The sequence below is a fragment of the Adlercreutzia sp. ZJ154 genome, assembly GCF_011039055.1.
In the GTDB taxonomy this organism is placed as follows: domain Bacteria; phylum Actinomycetota; class Coriobacteriia; order Coriobacteriales; family Eggerthellaceae; genus Adlercreutzia_A.
Window position 1 is genome coordinate 153,507 of record NZ_JAAKEF010000002.1, and the last position, 17,731, is coordinate 171,237.

Below are 17,731 nucleotides of genomic sequence, written 5' to 3' on the forward strand. Positions count from 1 at the left end.
AGGATGCGCCACTAAAGTTAGTCTTCTTCCCCATTGCGCCGCCTGTTAGACGCAAGCATTGCTATACCACAAGCCGCAAAAGCAACTGTCAAAAGACCGAAAGCAAGCGGTGCGCTTAAATCGCCCGTGCGGGCAAGGCTTTGCAAGTGCTTTAAAGCGCGTGTACCAGAATTGTTGTCACCCGCATAAGGAATGCTTACAAAGTCTATATAAACTTGCGTATCAGCTTGCACATTTTGAACAGTTACCTGCTTAGCATTGCCGTAATATATGCGCTTGTCGTTTCCAATCTGCACATAGGCATACGGCGTGCTTAAACTAGGCACCAGTGTAAATGTTAGGTTATCGGCATGGCGCACACTAAAATCTGCCGATTTTACATTGTTGCCATTTGCGTCCTGCACAAAGCCTGCGCCTTCCCTAACGTCAACTTTCACAGAATGCAGAACATTATTTGTATCGTCTTTCGCAAACGCAACACGTACAATTGCGCTTTCACCTTCCATCTGAGTCATAAGGGAAGACGGCACCACATACTTATAAGATGTAGCGCTAGCTGCCGCATATGCTTTTTCGGCACCTGTAACTACGCCCACCATATCAGATAGAAGCTTATTGCTCGCACTTGTTGATACAGAAGATGTAGCTACCTTTTCTAAGCTGTTTGATATGTCGGTTTCTTTGGTACTACCATCGCCTTCAGTTGTTATTAGTTTGGCTGAAGACACACCATATCCATCCTCTGGCGTTATATAAACTTCTAAGTCTTTGCGTATTTTCCAACGCATCTGTTTCAAGCCGTCTACCTTGCCTTCGGCAAATACCGAACCGCCTTCGCTATCAACATAAAGATCTACTTCCTTAAAGCGCGCAAAATCGGCACTTAAATCATGGTTTGCCTGAACTTCGCTAAATACAACTTCGGCGCTACCGGTTTGCTCGTTGTATTGCACGCTGAAATAGTCGCGATGCCCATCGCGCTCTATGCAGTATTTTTGCTGGCTGGCATCAAAGGTAATGCCTGCACTTGCTGCCTGCTTTAGCGCATCTGGGTCATCTTTTAGCTGGGCACCATCATAGAACACGCACACTCCATCTACTACCAGCTTATCAAGTTCGTGGCGCTCTGCCGGAATTGCAGTAAGTTTGTTTGTTGTGTCTTTATATACGCTTGCAATAGAACCGGGTTCTATAGTTCCTTGGCTAGAATCGCAATTGCTAATAATGTCAACCGTATCACGATAGCCGCCATCGGGCGGCTGTTGGTCGCTTGATATGTCGGTCTTATGAGCAAAACTCGCCTGAACTTTATAGTCGGCAATAACTTTCTTTATGATAAGAACTGGCGCACCGTAGTGCTCAGTATCGTTTTCGTTAGTGCCGTTGTAGAACACTATATTAGCGCTGCTACTGCCACCCGCCTCTACCGCTTTTATGGCGAAACCATCCACAGTAACGCTTGCAACATAGTCGTCCTTGGGGAAAATTTCCACTAAGGCATCTGAGTTATCGCTTACATCAAATGACTGCGTTATGCTGCCGAAATTCTCGTGCCCCGCATATACGCTGGTATTAATCTTGTGAAATACTTCCTGAATAGGCATCTTTGTAGGCGTTATGTTCACAGTAATGCCTGCATCTTTATCCCAGTTTCCCGGAGCAGTAGACACAGTAGGACTACCTAGGTCAACAACCACTACATACGACCCATCGCTTTGCTTAACAGCAGCAGCTGGCATGCTTATATCTTGTCCGCCTAGCTTGCCCGTAAGCACCACGCCTGTCGCGGGAAGTTCATAGCCCGCGTCTAAACGCACGGTAACTTTCGCCGGATTATTCGGATCGGTTGATATATTGTAAGTGCCACTTTTATCTATGCTACTTGCGCCCATTACATCAGATGCAGCGGGCACTATAAGTTTGCGAGTTTCGTATTCAAACTGTGCGCTTACACGCAAATTTTTCGCTACGTTATAGATTACAAGTGAACCAGTTTGCTCCCCTATGCCACCTACACGCACGTTATTGCTAGACACAGCGCTGCCATCGCTTGCACTAACGCTTATGCTTTTAATTGTAGACCATGCAGGTGCCGTAACATTAAACGACGCTGTACCGCCAATTTCTACAGTTTGTACACCATTGGAATCTATGTTGTCGAAATATGCGCGCGCAGCAGAATCTATAGTTACGTTTACGTACTTAGGCTCTAAAGTGCTTGGTTCTAGCACTATTTCAATGCTAGCCGCCGATTGCAAGTAGCTAATAAGCGCTGCATTGTTGTTGAAATTTATCGTCTCGGTGGAATTGTCTGCCCAAGTTACTATCGCGTGCGATGCGCTAAAACCTTCAGGCGGCGCTACTTCTATACCGACAGCATCAGCTGGAAACGCGCCAGCACTACCCGGCGCTGCAAGCACAACTTCGCGCCCATCGGAACCAATGAATGTAACCTGCGCTGTGTTAGCTCCACTAATTTTGGAAAGCGTTATATCGTGTTCAGTATCAGCTGAAGGCGGTGTTGTTATCTCTTTAAATTCTACCGTTATACGCAGATCGGCTTTATAAACGGAAAGAGTGGGAACTACATCTCCGCTTGCACCTGCCACACCAAGCATAACGAAATTCGCACCAGATGTGTAATCTGTTCCCGCTGTTAAAGTTGTCCAAGCGCCGCCATTTGCAGCATCGGCATATTCAACTTTATATTCGCCATAATATTTTGCATCTGGCTCAAAAGTGTAAGTAGGCGACTGGTTTTCATATACTACATGCTGTCCGGCAGACACACTAGTTGTACCGTTTACATTTCCACTTGCGTCTTTGTTCACCACTAAAGTTACATAGTGTGAATCTACACCAGAGGGCTGCGTTGTGCCCACCAACACAACCATACCCAAATTGCCCGATGCCTGCGCGGCTGCATCATCGGTAAAGTAGTCTAAGTAAGCGCGAAAAGCTGCACCTTCTTGTTCTATGCGATACTTCGTTTGTATATCTTCCAATTTGTTTTCTTTATAACTGCACAGCTTTAAGCTGTCTTCCAGTTTTGCCTTTGCTTGATCGGCAGAAATTTCGCCGTTTGCAAGCGCGTCCAGAATATCTTTTGCAGGTTCTGTAGCATCTGTTGTCATGCGGATGCTGTTAATGAACGCACCGTCTGCATCCTCTCCCGGAACAATATTCAGATCCCATGCGCCAAACACCTGTTCATTTTCATTCGCCTGCACAGCCGATGTAATGTCTGTATAAACTGGGCTAGTAGCTAGGCTTTCGCTTTGAAGTTCAGCGCTCTTCGGGAAAAGACCGGTTGCACCTATTGTGCTATCTACCGCACCCCACGCACTCCAAGTCCAGTCTCCCGGATTTGCGGGATTTATTGCGTCGTACTTGTCGTATAAAGGTCCTGTCCACCATTGCGCTACCATGCGCGTTATATCGCTTGGCTCAGCTGTATTTTTTGCTTGAATCCATGTGCCGTTTACATTCTGCGACACTTCAGCCCAATAAACATATTTATATTGAGTAGGGTCTATAGACTTATCCCACGACTTATTGAATACAAATTTATCGGTATGTGTAGTTACCGCATGATTTTCTACAAGAGTCTCTACGCTGCCGGCTATATAACTATTTTCATCCGTTGCGTTAGGGTCTAGCTTATAGGGTTGCCTATACCAACTAACAAGATAAGAATTGCAGCCTTCATCGCCATAGGCGGTATGAACCCACATATCTTCGCCTTCAAGCCAAACACCACTACCCGATACCTGATCTATCTGATAAGACGTATCGATAGCTTTTAGGTACACGGTGGTGTCAGCCACAGCTGCATCTGTACTTACTATGCTTGCTTTTTCGCCTATGCCTTCATCGTTTATGTCAGCGCTGTTTGCCATGGCAGACACAGGAACAAACGAGCAGACGAGCACCAAAGCCACCATACACGATACAATCTTTTTAGCGAGTGTTTTCATAGTTGTTTCCCTAAATCGCTTTCCCTTATACCTTCTTTTGCAAGAATGCCCTGTATATGGCACACAAACAGATGCCTTGTGCTATATGCACAGCATTCTTTGTTTCTTTGTTTCGCTAGTTTTTAACTACTATTGTTGTTTTGGCTGATGCTTTGCCTACTTCTATTTCTTGTTCGTCATATGCGGTAAAAGTTGCACTACACTGATACGTGCCAGCATCTAGGTCTTTTGAAAGCGCATCCGAATAGATCATGTACCCCGGCTCTATCATGTCTGTTGAATAGATAACTTCCCCGGTATCGTCTCGCGAGATGTCTACTTTCATTAAGTAGTGGTTAGTCGCTGGGTTTTCTATTTTCAGATCACCTTTGCTTGTGCCGTCTTCAAACTGAGCCATAGAGGCAATAGATATGTCGAACATTCCTGCTTGTACAACTTTATCTAGTTCGTCTCTTATTTCGTCTTCGCTCATGCCAGCAACAGAGCCCAGTTCACCTGACCGTTTAGGCTTTTCAGTGCACATGTTGAATGTCACTATTGCAGCTAGCGCAATGCATACAATTGAAAGTATTATTGCCACCCAAAAGCCTGCTTTGTGTTTTTTGGGCTTGGGTGCAGCGTCGCTTGGCGCAACAGGATATAGCCTGTTATCTGGTCCCAGAATATACTGCGTGCCATCTGGTCCTTGGAACCATTGCGGCTGCGGCTGCTGGGGTTGCTGCGGCTGAGTTTGAGGCTGAGGCGCTTGCTGCGATTGCACCGTATATGGCTGCTGCTGATAGTAACCAGAGGATGTGGCACCTGAATTAAATCCAGATGCCCTCATCCCATAGGTGTTCGCGCGATCGCTTACTACCCGATGCGTGTCTCTGTTATCTTGTTGTCCCATATCGCGCGACATATCAAGCTACTTTTCGACTAAACCGCTAGTGAAGGATACTCGAATTTAGTCTGAACCATATTCTTTGCTCCAACATGAGCGCTGGATGCTTGAACCGTATAAGTAATCTTCATTAATTGCACCAGCGTGTCAGAGGTGAGCTGACCAGCAGTAGAGCCTATATTCAGTTGAGATGCATAACCTTCAAGACGCAGACCAATTTGTGAATCAAGATTAGTTTTATCTACATTATTGGCTTCCATCTCCCAATTTACTGCGTGGCTAGATTTATAGCCAGAATTCGCATCAGAGGTATTAGATCCACCGGCTAAAACTAAAGACTCAACACCGTCATAGGGAACAACGTTATTGTCTGCATTCAGCATGTTTTTCTTAATATAGGTATTACCATCACCATAAGCTTTTTCTGTTTTAGTAACTTCGTCATATGCTTTATCTGACAGCTGACCTGCAGTTAAATTTACAAAAACGGTACCATATTTAGCACTGGCAGCCGCATTAGAGCCACTAATAGTGATGAAATTTGAAGTACTATTGTATGCCGTAGTCGGAAGAGTACTTAGAGCCTCATCCAGAGTAGATTCTTTAGCAGCTGTCCAGTTTACATCCGATGTATTAGAAGGTGCTTCTGGAAGCAGAGTAGACTCAACTTTCGATACATACAATTTTGCGTTTTCGCTATTGTTGGTGATGGTATAAGCGCTTTCGCGAGGCGTAGTAAGTTCACCACCTGCACTAGGAGCATATACAGCAATCGCTAAAGGAATGGTGGCGCTAATCTGTGTCTGGGTTGCAGCCATGTAAACGGTAGTTTCTCCTGTTGTTTGACCGGCGCTGTCAGTTGACGAAACATCTGTGCCAGCAGTCACAATGCCGTTTTCGTCTGACTCGACAGCGAAAGCTGGTAGTGCTGTGCCTACGATCAAGGCGGCGCTTAGACCCAATGCACCTATTAACTTACTTGTTTTCTTCATGGCTTTTCCTCCTTTATTCTTCAAAGCCATCTGTCCTTGCTTATGCACCCTGACAACCGAATAGAAGATTCCCCAATACCGGGGTCAACATGCGATATAATTCAGCTATTAAAAGCGTCCGAAGGGGGTGCAGTGCCCTTAGCTCCGACGCTTTTTTCATGCTCAAACTTAATCCTCTATTCGATTGTCAAGGTTCTATGTAGAAGCGGATTCCCTATCCACTTGTTACCTTGTTGTTCTTAAAAATGTTTCACGTGAAACATTTTTGGAAGCGTTTCGGGGAGGGTTGGAGAGAGCGGGGATGTGCTCACAAAGCGAGTTCCGCAGCGAACAGAAATGTTCTGTGAACATTTCTGCCGAGCGAGGACTGCAGAGCGACTGAGCATATTCCCGCTCTCTCCATCGTCTGCTCGCCCCAGCGCATATCCCCGCTCTCTCCCTTCATTCAGTCCCTATCCTTCTACGTTCAGAGTTATCTTTGCGGCAGCCTGACCTACCTCTTCATAAGTTGTCTTATCAAGTGCGGTAAATGTGGCTGTAGCGTTATAACTTCCTGCATCTAAATCGCGTGCAAGAGTGATGTTTTCTATGTATTGATTAGGTTGAAGAATGCCCGATTCGTATAGCACTTCTCCGGTTTCGTCATCCGTAATCTTTACCTGCATCATGTACTGATTTCCCGGTACGTTTTCGATGTAGGCGGTGCCAGAAGATGTGCCATCTGCAAAGTTAATAACGCTTGCAATGGAGATGTTAAACATTCCCTCTTCAACCGTGCGGTCAAGTTCAGCCTGCATCTCTTCTTGGGTTTTATACGGAGCTTGTCCCGACCTTGCGTTTTTATCTAGCAGGCTATTCCCATTGCATGCAAACAGCCATATCAAAAGCCACACAAGAAGAGCCACCAGCACACACGCTATTACTATTATTACTGTGCGCTTTTTAGGAGGCTTGCTTGACGTGCGTACCCGCTGCTTGGGCGCTGTCGTTTGCGGCGCTCTATCTGCGCCCGGCACCTTCATGCCCCGCCCCGATACATTAGGTTTTTGTGTATTGTTGTTTATATCGCCTGTCATCTTCTTCCCGTCTATCATTTACCTATAAGTTGTATTTGCCCTAGTTCCCAGCGCCCGGAATTGATGGAGCATCTTCCATGCCGCCCGATTCACTTACCAGCTTTACCTCTGTATCTATTGGATCGCCTTGAATAGATATCGTGTAGACAAGCTTTGCGATCTCTACAGAGTCAGCCGAGTAGCTCAAAGTGTTGCTGTTAAAGCCGCTTATTGCATAAAGAACATCTAAGGTGCCCTCGTCTAGCTTCCAAGAGCCATCTGCCTCTTTAGCGGCTACACCGTCTTTTTCGTAGAATGTGGCAGCAGGAATAACTAGCTTAGAAGCGCCCTCGTAAGCGCCTGTATTAGATAGCGCATCGCTTAGCGGAAGCGAATAAACTGCCCTGTTCGTGTCGTTCGTTATATCTAGTGTTGCAAGACCAGTTGATTCGTCTATTCTTACCGCTAGCTCGTAAGTGTCACCGCTTTGCGCAGCCGCAACATGAAGCTTCACATTGCTTATATCGCTGCTGCCAAGCATATCCTTTGCATTTTGCGTGCGCGTTGAAGCTTGCGCGTCGTTCTTAATAGACACATTGTCAATCTGCACAGGAAGCGGGCTTCTGCTTTCAAACTTGGTGTCTTTATCGGTTGTTACAGTGAATGTATCTGCGCTGTCTTGCTTGATGTTTAGATGTACGTCTATCGGGACTTCTACATCAGTTATTGCAATCCACTGTGCATATAGAGGCATATCTTCTGTAACTAACGTATCCGGGTCTGCCTTTGCGATGGGCGAACATTCTTTGTCTGTATACCAACCACCAAAGAGATACCCCGGTCGCTGCGGTGTGCCTGCTGCGTGCAGCACATCGCCTAGTTTTGTTCCGCTATCAACTTCGCTAGTAGAGCTGCTCGGGTCCCAAGTAGTGTTCCCGGACGCATCGCTTCCTTGCCAGCCCGCACTTGAGTCCGTACCAACATTTGGATCGAGAGTTACATCTAAAGTATCTGGAACACTAAGGCGAATACCGAGCGTAGTTTGAGGCGATGCTGTATTTTCGCCCTCAAATGTAGCATCTCCAACCGGATCTACCCAAACGCCAACATTAGTTGATACATCAAGTGTCGGCGATGTAGTTGGGTCATATACACCAGATGAACTGTTGCCATTATCAGGTGTAACCCAAATGCCTACTTCGGATTGAACAGTTAACTCATCCGAAGTTGTGCCCGTAACTCCACTTGCAGAGTTGCCCGCATCAGGATCATCTTCCGTTTCAACCCACACACCAACATTAGTGGATGTTTCTAGTTCTGTCGTTGTAGCAGTATTGCCAGCAGCAGAGTTGTCGCTTTCACTTTCACTTTCCGGAATATCAACCCAAATGCCTACTTCGGATTGAACAGTCAGCTCGTCTGAAGTTGTGCCCGTTACACCACTTGCAGAGTTGCCCGCATTAGGATCGTCTTCCGTTTCAACCCACACACCGACATTTGTTGATGTTTCTAGTTCTGTTATTACAACACCATTGCTGCTTTCGTTTTCAGGGATATCAACCCAGATGCCAACTTCAGATTGAACAATTAGTTCATCCGAAGTCGTACCCGTAACTCCACTTGCAGAATTAGGCGCGTCAGGGTCTTCTTCTGCTTCAACCCATACACCAACATTAGTGGATGTCTCTAGTTCTGTTGTTGTAGCAGTGTTGCCAGCAGCAGTGTTGCCACTTTCTTCTTCTGAAATATCAACCCATATACCTACTTCGGATTGAACAGTCAGCTCATCTGAAGTTGTGCCCGTAACTCCACTTGCAGAATTGCCCGCATCAGGATCGTCTTCCGTTTCTACCCATACACCAACATTGGTGGATGTTTCTAGTTCTGTTGTTGTAGCAGTATTGCCAGCAGCGGTATTGCCACTTTCACGTTCGTAAACATCTACCCATATGCCTACTTCTGAAGACAAAGCTAACTCGGATGAAGCAGAAGCGTTTCCAGCAGATGTGCTTGTGTTTGCATCTTCTTCTGACTGGGTCCAAACTCTAACTTCAGACTCTATATCTATGCTTGCACAGGGTGTTGCCATGCTCGTTTCAGAGTTAAACGCACTAGCATCTCGGCTGGGGTCAACCCACACACCCATTGTAGAAATCGACTGCATTTCATTTGCATATGCAGCCTGAGCGCATCCACCCCCAAAGAACACAGATGTGCATGCCAAGGCGACCGCACCTGCGAAAGCATAGCGATACCCTAAACGCTTTTTATGTATACCTCTAGTATCTTTCATTGCAAAATCGCCTTGTTTCTAGTTGTTTGATTGCATGCCAAGATTTGCCTACCGAGCATTAGCTCAGCAGGCTTGTTTATTTAGAAATTAGAGACAGAAACAGGGACAGATGCCTAGGGCATTACCCGGATAATTTTCACCAAATCTACCTTCAGGCAGGACATCTAACATCTGATTATAGGCACCTGGTCTTATAGAACGCGTAAACCAATGTGCCGCTTGTTCTACAGATCCGGATAAAGCATCTGTAATAGTTCCCACTTCATTGTCTACCATCCATTGATAAAGCTTGGTTAATCTGTTGGGGGATGTAGCACTATCTGTTGCATTGATACCTTTATAATATTCATATTGCAGTCCATCATTACCGCTAAGCTTGGCAACATTATCACCGCTACCACGACCTGAGTAATTTCCACTAAGTTCTGTGTAACTAGCTATAAACATCTTATCGGACGTAAAACGCAGTTCGCCATCTTGAGGCGTATTAACGGACGCTTCAGCGTCACCGGTAACACCACCGGCAGTAAACTTGCCAGTCTGTTTTGATACGGGAACCATCTTGTCAGTTAATGCAGTTGGAGCTAAGTCGTAAATTGTTTTTTCTTTGTTAGCTAAACTGGCATTACGCTCAGGTGTCCGAGCATCATAGTTTGTGGAATACTTTTCGCGATAAGTCTTAGCAAGACCATTCTGAGCAACACTGTAAGTTTGGTTCATACGTTCACGAAGTTCAGATTCAGCCCAACATGAATAATTTGTATCATATGTACCATCGTTGGTACTCCATTCCTCTGTTCTATTAGAATATGCTTGACTATCGGAATAATTGATACGATAACCCCATGACCTATACCTAGCATCCGAACCACCAGTAATGTAATTCCAAGGAGTTATATCACTCTCATCCATCACGTATACAAATTGGAAAGTAAGACCAGCTTTAGAATTATCTTTGATGTCTGCATCATTAGCACTCTGCGCACCTACCGCTGCTTTTGCCTTATCGTCATGCAGGATACCTATAATACGAACATCATATGTAGCATTATCGCGATCTGTAGGCTGATATTGCGTTTTAGCCATATTCTTGCTATGCGATCCCCAATAAGTACGACATTCGTATGCCTCAATTGGATTGTGCTGATTTACGAGAGTATCATTACTATGTTGCTCGATATCCTTATCCAATAAATCCTTATACCAATAGTAATAAGGTGACGAACTTACTACGGTGCTTACAGTCTCGCCAGTGGGCTCATCAGGGGTTTCTTCAGTAGTTCCTCCGGGGGTTTCCTCAGTAGTTCCTCCGGGGGTTTCCTCAGTAGTTCCTCCGACAGATTCGACGACAGTGTACTGATACTTGCTAATACTTGCAGAAGCGCGACTTACTTGGTCAAGCGAGAAAACTTGATCTTTTGTAATAGTGGCATCGCTTCTTGTGTCTTTAAGATAAAAATCTTGCGTCTTTAACTGTTCGGTATTTAAGCCAGTAAGATCGCCCACAGTAGAGCATTCACTAAATGTGAACTTCACACTTCCGAGCGAGGTATAAGAGTTCGATACCGCAGCATTAGTATTTAACTTAGCATTAGAGCTTGCTAGATCCATATAAAGAGTGCAAGTCTGTTCGTTGGATGGCTGCACATCTATCATAGTGTCTATAGTATTTGGTACGCCGCTTCCCCATTTGATAGATTTATCGCCTACTGTGGCAAAGTCAAATTTCATGGTTTTGGTAGCATCACCGGGGTTGGCACCATTTCCCTCCCACATGGTAAATAGCGTAGGGTCAGCCTCTTTAGTAAGACCAAGTGGCTGCCCTTCATCTTTTGCCTTTAAGATAAAGTTATTAGCTTCTGCCCATTTATTAGGAGCCAAATAGTTCAGCTCGCTTACAGCCATGCCAATCTCGCCCTTGTTTTGAAGTTTGAAAGTAGTTGTAGCATTGCTTGCATCTGCCGATATGCGACTGTCGCTACTTCCAAACTCAATTGACATAGGAGCAGTTATGTTCATTTGCTTACCCGGAGTGGCAGCAGCATAAGCTTGCTCAACTTCTGCACCCGGCATTGCCCCAGCTAGAGGCACCATCGTGGCAGCCAGAGCAAGTGCACTAAAAGCACTTACACTCCGCTTTGCCAAAGATATGCGTTTCATAATTGTGTCCATTCTTCCTCTTGCTTGTTTTTCATAAGCTTTGTGTCTGTTAGCCCTATTAGGTGTATGCAGGTGCGCGAGCACTTCGACATACACTGATGCCCTTTCTGTAAGCCATAACGCGTACCCTTCTATTAGTTTGTGTTGGTGTCGGCTTTCTTAAATGTGAAAGTAAGTAAGACTAGAGGGTGAGTTTTTGTTTTATCGATTGTTCCAAGTGAACTTTCTAGTTCGCTTCTGGTCTTAATTGATGCACCACCGCTGCTTAGGTTTAGACGATATGAGAATTTTTGTTCTGTAGGTAAGGCTGCAGAAGATGCAGCTAGCGTGAATGTATCTTGAATGCTGGTAAGGGCTGTACTATCTAACGTGTTGTTAGTGCTTCCATAGCCAAAATCGACAAACGATGCATCACCATTTCCAAGAATGCTAAACAGATCTGATTGTGCATCAAGCGTGCCAGCATTTGTCTTTAAGACTTTCTGCGCGCTACCCGCTTCTGCCTCCACACATGTAAGGCTCTCAAGTGTACACGCAGCACCGTTACTCCTGATAAAAGTCTCTGTAGTTATAGGCTGCGCAAGATTGCTTTCCTTTGATACATCAATACCCTCATCCCCACCAAATGTTACATAGATGGGAACTGTAATAGACAGCATATCTTCCGCTGCAACTTTAGGAGTTGATACACTACCCCTAAGAGTTTCATTTAGCGCACGAACGCTTCTATGTATGGTAGATGTTTGGGCTGGTGCGCTGAAAGCCTGCCCGCCGTATGATGCAGGAGTTAGTTTTACATTCTTATATTCTGTTCCTGTAGGCAAAACCTCCGGCACTGTAATAGACAAGTCTACATTTACAGTAAACGCACCATCTCGCTTTGCACTTAAAGTATTGTTTTTAGTGTCAATGCTAATGCACTTTGCGTCATAGCTTATGTTTGCTTTTACTTTGCCTGTGGCATACAGATATCCGCCCGCTCCAAACAGTTCTACCTCGTCCCCTGTTTGCAGACTGTCTATTCCGTCTGCAAACTTAATGCCATAAGGAATTACATGGTTGTTCTGAATTGGAAGAGATGTGTTCCACATATAGGTTTCAGTTTGGCTGTTATAAGGCGCGTACACATCTACGTTCGACGCGCCCTCAAGGGCATCTTCTGCAATGTTTTCAATTGCGCCTAACTGAACTATTGTTGTGTTGTTTATTCCCGCAAAAGCTTTGCTTTCTATCAATTCGATAGACGCTGGCAACACCACACTTGCAAGAGAGGTGTTAGCAAATACGCCCGCTGGAAGCGTATTAATTGAAGCATTTAGCTCTACGTAAGACAGGTTTTCGCAGTTCGCGAAAGCGCGCTTGCCTATTGAATCAATTGTCTTTGGCAATTGTACGGCTTGTAAATTTGAAGCACCTTCGAACGCTTCGTCTTCTATTGCAGAGATGTTATAAGGCACACCTTTAATAATTCCATAATCTGGTATTACAAGCGTGCTAGGCACATGCGCTTTATCTCCTGCCCAATAGCACGATAACGTGTAGTTAGGAAGCACCGTAAACGCAAGACCGTCCGCATCGGGTGTAACTGAATCTCCTACACTTACTGGTTCTTCAAAGTTTACAAAGCCAGCTTTTTCCCAAACGCTGCGGTCTGAGTTAGCAGAAAGTACCACTGTTGCGCCAGATACAACCTGCGCATCAAATGCACCAAGATGCGTTTCGTCTTCTGTGGCTATGTTCGCAACATTGCCTTTTACAATTATTGTGGACAAGTCTTTGTTTCCAACAAAGGCTCCTTGCGCAATGGCTGTGCATTCTTCGTCTATAACTACGCTAGCGCCAATTCCAGCAGGAGCAGCCACAAGAGTAGTTTTATCAGCTGTATATAAGATACCGCCCGAAGATACATAGGCACTAGATGTTGCCGTGCCCCCATTTTGAACAGTTATGACCGAAAGCTTGGTGCAACGGGAAAAGACGCAAGCAGGGACGTTGGTCAATTCTGCGGGGAGCACGGCTGTGCCCTCTATACCCTCCGGGACGAGGGTGAGGCTAGATAAATCGGCACTAAAAACAATGCCGTTATAGCTTTGATAATTGGGATTGTCTGCCGCCACTTCAATATTTGCGGCATTAGGAAATAACTGAAAGAATGCCACATCTATTGATTGAACTGTGGCAGGAATGGTTATGGAACTTACATCTGCCGCTTTTTCGGCATCTGCGTAATATTCGGTTGTATAAGGGTTTGAATTTTTATCGGAATTGGAAGATTTTTGAGCTTCGGCAGGGTCGCTAGATTCTAGCGCAGAATCACAGAACCCCCCCCCCCATTTGCGCAAGCGTACTAATGTTCGTTACCGTATATTCAACATTGCCATACACTACAGTTTCGGGAATTTCTAGCGTGTTTTGTGGCTTTGCACCAAAACCGAGCAAAGTTACAGTATTTTCCGCATCTTCATTTATTTGGAAGATAAGATTGTTGTAGCTAAACATAGCTTTAGGCGCACTTTTATCAATAGACACACTTGCGTGTATAACATCTTCGCTGGGCTCTATTTCAGTTGTGCTTATCTTCGATTCTGCCTGCAGCTGCACAGTGTCTATTGCGTTATCTTCCGACGCAAAAGCAACATAGGGGCAAAGCGTGCAAACTAAAGTTGTAGATAGAACTACACACGCAGCCCGTTTGAGCATAAAATCTTTCCGCATAACAATCTGTCCCTTTTCTTACCATCTTTTGCATCCCACTGCAAAATAAAGCGATGGTTAAGTTGTATTACCCGATGCCTTTTAAGGCTGAACAGTTTATACGCCTCGCGCAAAGCAAAATGCAAGCATAAATTTGAGAATGGGCAGAGCCCTTCACGATTTCAACAGATTAGGCTTAATTGCCGCTACGATTCAAGACACAATGTGCGGGTGGCAATGCGATCTGCTAGCGACCTAGAATGCGTAGTAAAAACCAGACCCAATTCTCGGCGCTCGCATTCTTCCAAGATTACATTCCAGATATACACCTGCGTAACCGCATCAAGCATGGTAGATATTTCATCAGCAATAAGATAACTAGGATTAGCCATTAAGGCGCGCGCAATACAAAACCGCTGCAATTCGCCACCAGATAATTCGTGCGGAAAACGGCTTAGCCATTCGCTACGTATTCCCAAACGTGCAAGCAGCGCCTTATCATAGCTGCCTGCCTCCGCCAAACTGTTACGCATACGCATGCGCGCATCCAGCGTGCGTTCGGGATGCTGCCCTATCAGTTGAACTGGGCAAACGCCGCGCTGCGGAAGTGGGTCGCCATCTATGTATATTCCGCCTGCTTCAGGCTGTTCATAGCCCGCAAGAAGCCTGCACAGCGTCGTCTTACCAAACCCCGACCGAGCATCCAAATATAGCCGCTCCGACCGCTTCACTTGCACAGAAAAGTTATCGTAAATTGGCTTATCGTGCCCGTAACGAAACACCACATTGCGCGCCTCAAGCATTTTCTCCACCTTCAATTTTGCCCGAGGGCACCTTAAAACCATGCTCTGGAAGCGCACGCCAAAGCTCGCGCGTAAATTCATGCTGCAAAAGTTCTTCAGAGCGGAAATTCGCCGATGGCGTTTCCTCTACAATTGTGCCATCTTTGAACACAGCAATGCGGTCAGCCACACGTAAAGCCAGCTCTATATCGTGCGTAATAAGCAAAACTCCCCCGCCCGCGTCGGCAAATTCGCGAAAATCGTCCATGGCGCGCACAGCAAGATCTAAATCTAGCCCGGGCGTTGGCTCATCTGCCACAATTAACGACGGCTCTTCCATTAGCGCACAGCACAAAAGTACGCGGCGCGCCATACCGCCCGATAGCTGATAAGGATACATTTGCTCCACTTCCGAAGACAATTTATATCGCTGAAATAGGCGCTTTTGAAGTTGTGTGCGTTGCGCCTTGTTCGCGCGACTTGCCGAGCCATGAGCAACGCCACGCACCTGCTTGCCAATACGCATTAGCGGATCAAGACTATCCACACTTTGCGGCACAAGAGAAATACCGTTGCCGCGCAAAGCAGCCAAACTGTTAGCGGTTTGCAGCTTCCCATCAAACCAAATGGTTCCGCATATTTCCGCATTTGGTTCAAAAATGCCCATTATCGAATCAGCCATTAAAGTTTTACCTGACCCGGATGCGCCAACCACCGCAACCACTTCGCCAACGTGAACAGACAAATTTAAGTTGTGAACTACCTGAACAGTATGCTTTTTGGCGTTTAGATACCCACGCAGCCCGCTATCTGTTTCTTTATACATTTTGAAAGAAACTGTAAGTCCCTCTATTTGCAGCAGATGATGCCCACCGCAATGCAGCGACCCCGCCCCATGCGAATGATGATGGTGAAATTCCGCAGAAATATGATTTTGCGAGTGCTGCGTCGTATCCACATTTACTCCTGAGCGCTAGACGGATCGACCATGCGACGTATGCCAGACCCAACTATATCGAACAGCATAACAATACCTATAAGCGCAAGCCCCGGAAACACTGCAAGCCACCACATACCAGCCGACAGATACGACATAGACTCAGAAAGAATTATGCCAATGGCGGGCTGTTCGGGCGACAATCCGAAGCCCAAAAATGTGATGGCAGCCTCGTGCAATATAGCATGCGGAAACATCAAAATTAGCCCCACAATAAATTGGGGCAGCACATAAGGAAGCATGTGATGAACAGCTATTTTTACGCGCGACACTCCTAGCCGGCGCGCCACAGCAACAAAGCCAGATTCGCGGCATTGTAGAATTTCGGCACGTATAACACGAGAAAGCGAAGCCCAATGCGTTAGCGCAACTCCAATTGTTACGCCCCAAAAACCTTTACCAAGTGCAAACGAGATAAGAATTAGAAGCACGATGTGCGGCACGCCCATAAGTAAATCGATAAGCCATGTGATTATGCGATCGGCAAGACGACCACCAAGAGCAGCAATAGTGCCCAAAATTAGCGCAATAAGCGACGAGACGCATGCCGCAATAAGCCCTACTAAAATGCTTGTGCTTAAACCCGCGATGGTGCGCACTAGCATATCGCGACCCATCCAGTCGGTGCCAAAAATGTGCGCGGGCGAAGGCGCTAGGTTTTTTTGCGTGAAATCGGTTTTTATAGCTTCGGGCATTAGCATTGCGCCGCATATGGCTATAGCTATCAGCACAGCCGCCGCCAGCACAACACTTACCAGCATAAAGCGCCTATTTGAAATGCGATTGCGCTTAGGCAAGTGGAGTATGTTCGCCACAGCCTCAGCCATGCGCTTGCCCTTTTCTTATTCGCGGATCAATCACTCCATAAAGAATATTTGCCAAAGCATTACCACCGAATACGAGAGCAGCAGAAACCAGAGCAATACCAGCAAGCAGCGCAACATCTCCGCCAATTCCGGCGACCACTGCAGCCTGTCCAAGCCCGGGATAACTGAATACCTGTTCCACAAGAACCGAACCGCCAAATATTTCGGCAATCTGAGCGAACTGTATAGTAATCGCTGGCAACGCCAAGTTCCGCAGTCCATGACGAAGTACTATTTGCCTTTCGGTCAGCCCGCGCGTGCGAGCAAAACGCACATATGGCGAATTCATAACATCGATTGTTTTTTCGCGGGTATGCAGCGCCACATTCGCTACGCCAACAAGAGAAAGGGTAATTGCTGGCAATGCCAAGTGATAAAGCGCATCGCCAAGCGTAACGCTAGCTGCAGATTTTCCTATAGGCTGCGAAAAACCTATGGGAAACCAGCCCAGCCACACGCTAAATACTATTAGCAAAAGAAGCGCAACCCAAAACGTAGGACTTGCCGCCAAAACGAAACAGTATGATTTAACTGCGCGATCTAAGAATGTGTCGCGATGCGTGCCCGCCAAAACGCCCAGAGCAAAGCCAAGCACGCCGCTTACTAACCACGCAACACTCATTAGCAAAAGTGAATTTAACGCACGATTTGCTATTACATCTGCAACGGGCGCATTGAATCGCAGTGATGTGCCCATATCGCCCTGCAGAAGAGCACTACCCCACGATAGGTAACGCTCGGGCAGCGGCACATTGCGACCCCAGTAGGCATCAAGCGCCGCACGCTTCTCGTCAGACATTCCCACAAGAGCTGCCTGTCCAACATTAGCTGCCACAGGATCGACCGGCGAAACCGATACCAGCGTAAACACAACAACAGATACTGCCACCATCAGCAGCAAAAACCGTCCAATATTCCAAAAAATAATCCGACTCAAATCGCAACCTTCAAGCAAGTAACAACGCCATAGCCGGTATTACCAAGGCGGGGGAAGATGTATTCACAAAGCGAGTTCCGCAGGCGCGAAGCGCC

At 46.2% G+C, this 17,731-nt stretch carries 12 protein-coding genes; all 12 read right to left on the reverse strand.

Annotated elements, in window-relative coordinates; translation table 11 throughout:
- Window positions 1-17: 17 nt before the first annotated feature.
- Entirely contained in the window at window positions 18-3,977 is a 3,960-nt protein-coding gene (locus G7Y37_RS01915; RefSeq protein ID WP_165060919.1) for a DUF2089 domain-containing protein, read from the reverse strand.
- Between the two features lie 115 nt (window positions 3,978-4,092).
- Entirely contained in the window at window positions 4,093-4,878 is a 786-nt protein-coding gene (locus G7Y37_RS01920) for a hypothetical protein (protein ID WP_165060922.1), read from the reverse strand.
- A 17-nt stretch (window positions 4,879-4,895) separates the two neighbouring features.
- Window positions 4,896-5,852: a hypothetical protein gene (locus G7Y37_RS01925; protein WP_165060925.1), complete on the reverse strand. Its 957-nt coding sequence runs from the start codon at window positions 5,850-5,852 to the stop codon at window positions 4,896-4,898.
- Between the two features lie 452 nt (window positions 5,853-6,304).
- The gene (locus G7Y37_RS01930) at window positions 6,305-6,928 is read right to left on the reverse strand and encodes a hypothetical protein (protein ID WP_165251579.1); all 624 of its coding nucleotides are present in this window, start codon (window positions 6,926-6,928) and stop codon (window positions 6,305-6,307) included.
- Between the two features lie 40 nt (window positions 6,929-6,968).
- The gene (locus G7Y37_RS01935; RefSeq protein ID WP_165060931.1) at window positions 6,969-9,200 is read right to left on the reverse strand and encodes an InlB B-repeat-containing protein; all 2,232 of its coding nucleotides are present in this window, start codon (window positions 9,198-9,200) and stop codon (window positions 6,969-6,971) included.
- Window positions 9,201-9,287: 87 nt separating this feature from the next.
- On the reverse strand, window positions 9,288-11,372 hold the full coding sequence (locus G7Y37_RS01940) for a hypothetical protein (RefSeq protein ID WP_206214060.1): 2,085 nt from the start codon (window positions 11,370-11,372) through the stop codon (window positions 9,288-9,290).
- Window positions 11,373-11,494: 122 nt separating this feature from the next.
- Complete coding sequence (locus tag G7Y37_RS01945; RefSeq protein WP_165060937.1) at window positions 11,495-13,702, reverse strand: leucine-rich repeat domain-containing protein; 2,208 nt, start codon at window positions 13,700-13,702, stop codon at window positions 11,495-11,497.
- Window positions 13,674-14,075 (reverse strand): hypothetical protein, encoded by a 402-nt coding sequence (locus G7Y37_RS01950; protein ID WP_165060940.1) that lies wholly within the window; start codon window positions 14,073-14,075, stop codon window positions 13,674-13,676. The genes G7Y37_RS01945 and G7Y37_RS01950 overlap by 29 nt, the downstream gene beginning before the upstream one ends.
- A gap of 185 nt (window positions 14,076-14,260) precedes the next feature.
- Window positions 14,261-14,857: an ABC transporter ATP-binding protein gene (locus G7Y37_RS01955; protein ID WP_165060943.1), complete on the reverse strand. Its 597-nt coding sequence runs from the start codon at window positions 14,855-14,857 to the stop codon at window positions 14,261-14,263.
- Window positions 14,850-15,794 carry an ATP-binding cassette domain-containing protein gene (locus G7Y37_RS01960; RefSeq protein ID WP_165060946.1) on the reverse strand — a complete coding sequence of 315 codons (945 nt, stop codon included), beginning with the start codon at window positions 15,792-15,794 and terminating at the stop codon, window positions 14,850-14,852. The genes G7Y37_RS01955 and G7Y37_RS01960 overlap by 8 nt, the downstream gene beginning before the upstream one ends.
- 2 nt (window positions 15,795-15,796) lie before the next feature.
- A complete protein-coding gene (locus G7Y37_RS01965) occupies window positions 15,797-16,660 on the reverse strand; it encodes an ABC transporter permease (protein ID WP_165060949.1) in 864 nt (287 codons plus the stop codon).
- Window positions 16,653-17,636, reverse strand: coding sequence for an ABC transporter permease (locus G7Y37_RS01970; protein WP_241155961.1), 984 nt, complete (start codon window positions 17,634-17,636; stop codon window positions 16,653-16,655). The genes G7Y37_RS01965 and G7Y37_RS01970 overlap by 8 nt, the downstream gene beginning before the upstream one ends.
- Between the last annotated feature and the right edge of the window lie 95 nt (window positions 17,637-17,731).

Bases quoted from the DNA above. Each gene is read 5' to 3' on its own strand.
- G7Y37_RS01915 (WP_165060919.1), bottom strand. From the start codon at position 3,977: ATGAAAACACTCGCTAAAAAGATTGTATCGTGTATGGTGGCTTTGGTG.
- G7Y37_RS01920 (WP_165060922.1), bottom strand. From the start codon at position 4,878: ATGTCGCGCGATATGGGACAACAAGATAACAGAGACACGCATCGGGTA.
- G7Y37_RS01925 (WP_165060925.1), bottom strand. From the start codon at position 5,852: ATGAAGAAAACAAGTAAGTTAATAGGTGCATTGGGTCTAAGCGCCGCC.
- G7Y37_RS01930 (WP_165251579.1), bottom strand. From the start codon at position 6,928: ATGACAGGCGATATAAACAACAATACACAAAAACCTAATGTATCGGGG.
- G7Y37_RS01935 (WP_165060931.1), bottom strand. From the start codon at position 9,200: ATGAAAGATACTAGAGGTATACATAAAAAGCGTTTAGGGTATCGCTAT.
- G7Y37_RS01940 (WP_206214060.1), bottom strand. From the start codon at position 11,372: ATGGACACAATTATGAAACGCATATCTTTGGCAAAGCGGAGTGTAAGT.
- G7Y37_RS01950 (WP_165060940.1), bottom strand. From the start codon at position 14,075: ATGCGGAAAGATTTTATGCTCAAACGGGCTGCGTGTGTAGTTCTATCT.
- G7Y37_RS01955 (WP_165060943.1), bottom strand. From the start codon at position 14,857: ATGCTTGAGGCGCGCAATGTGGTGTTTCGTTACGGGCACGATAAGCCA.
- G7Y37_RS01965 (WP_165060949.1), bottom strand. From the start codon at position 16,660: ATGGCTGAGGCTGTGGCGAACATACTCCACTTGCCTAAGCGCAATCGC.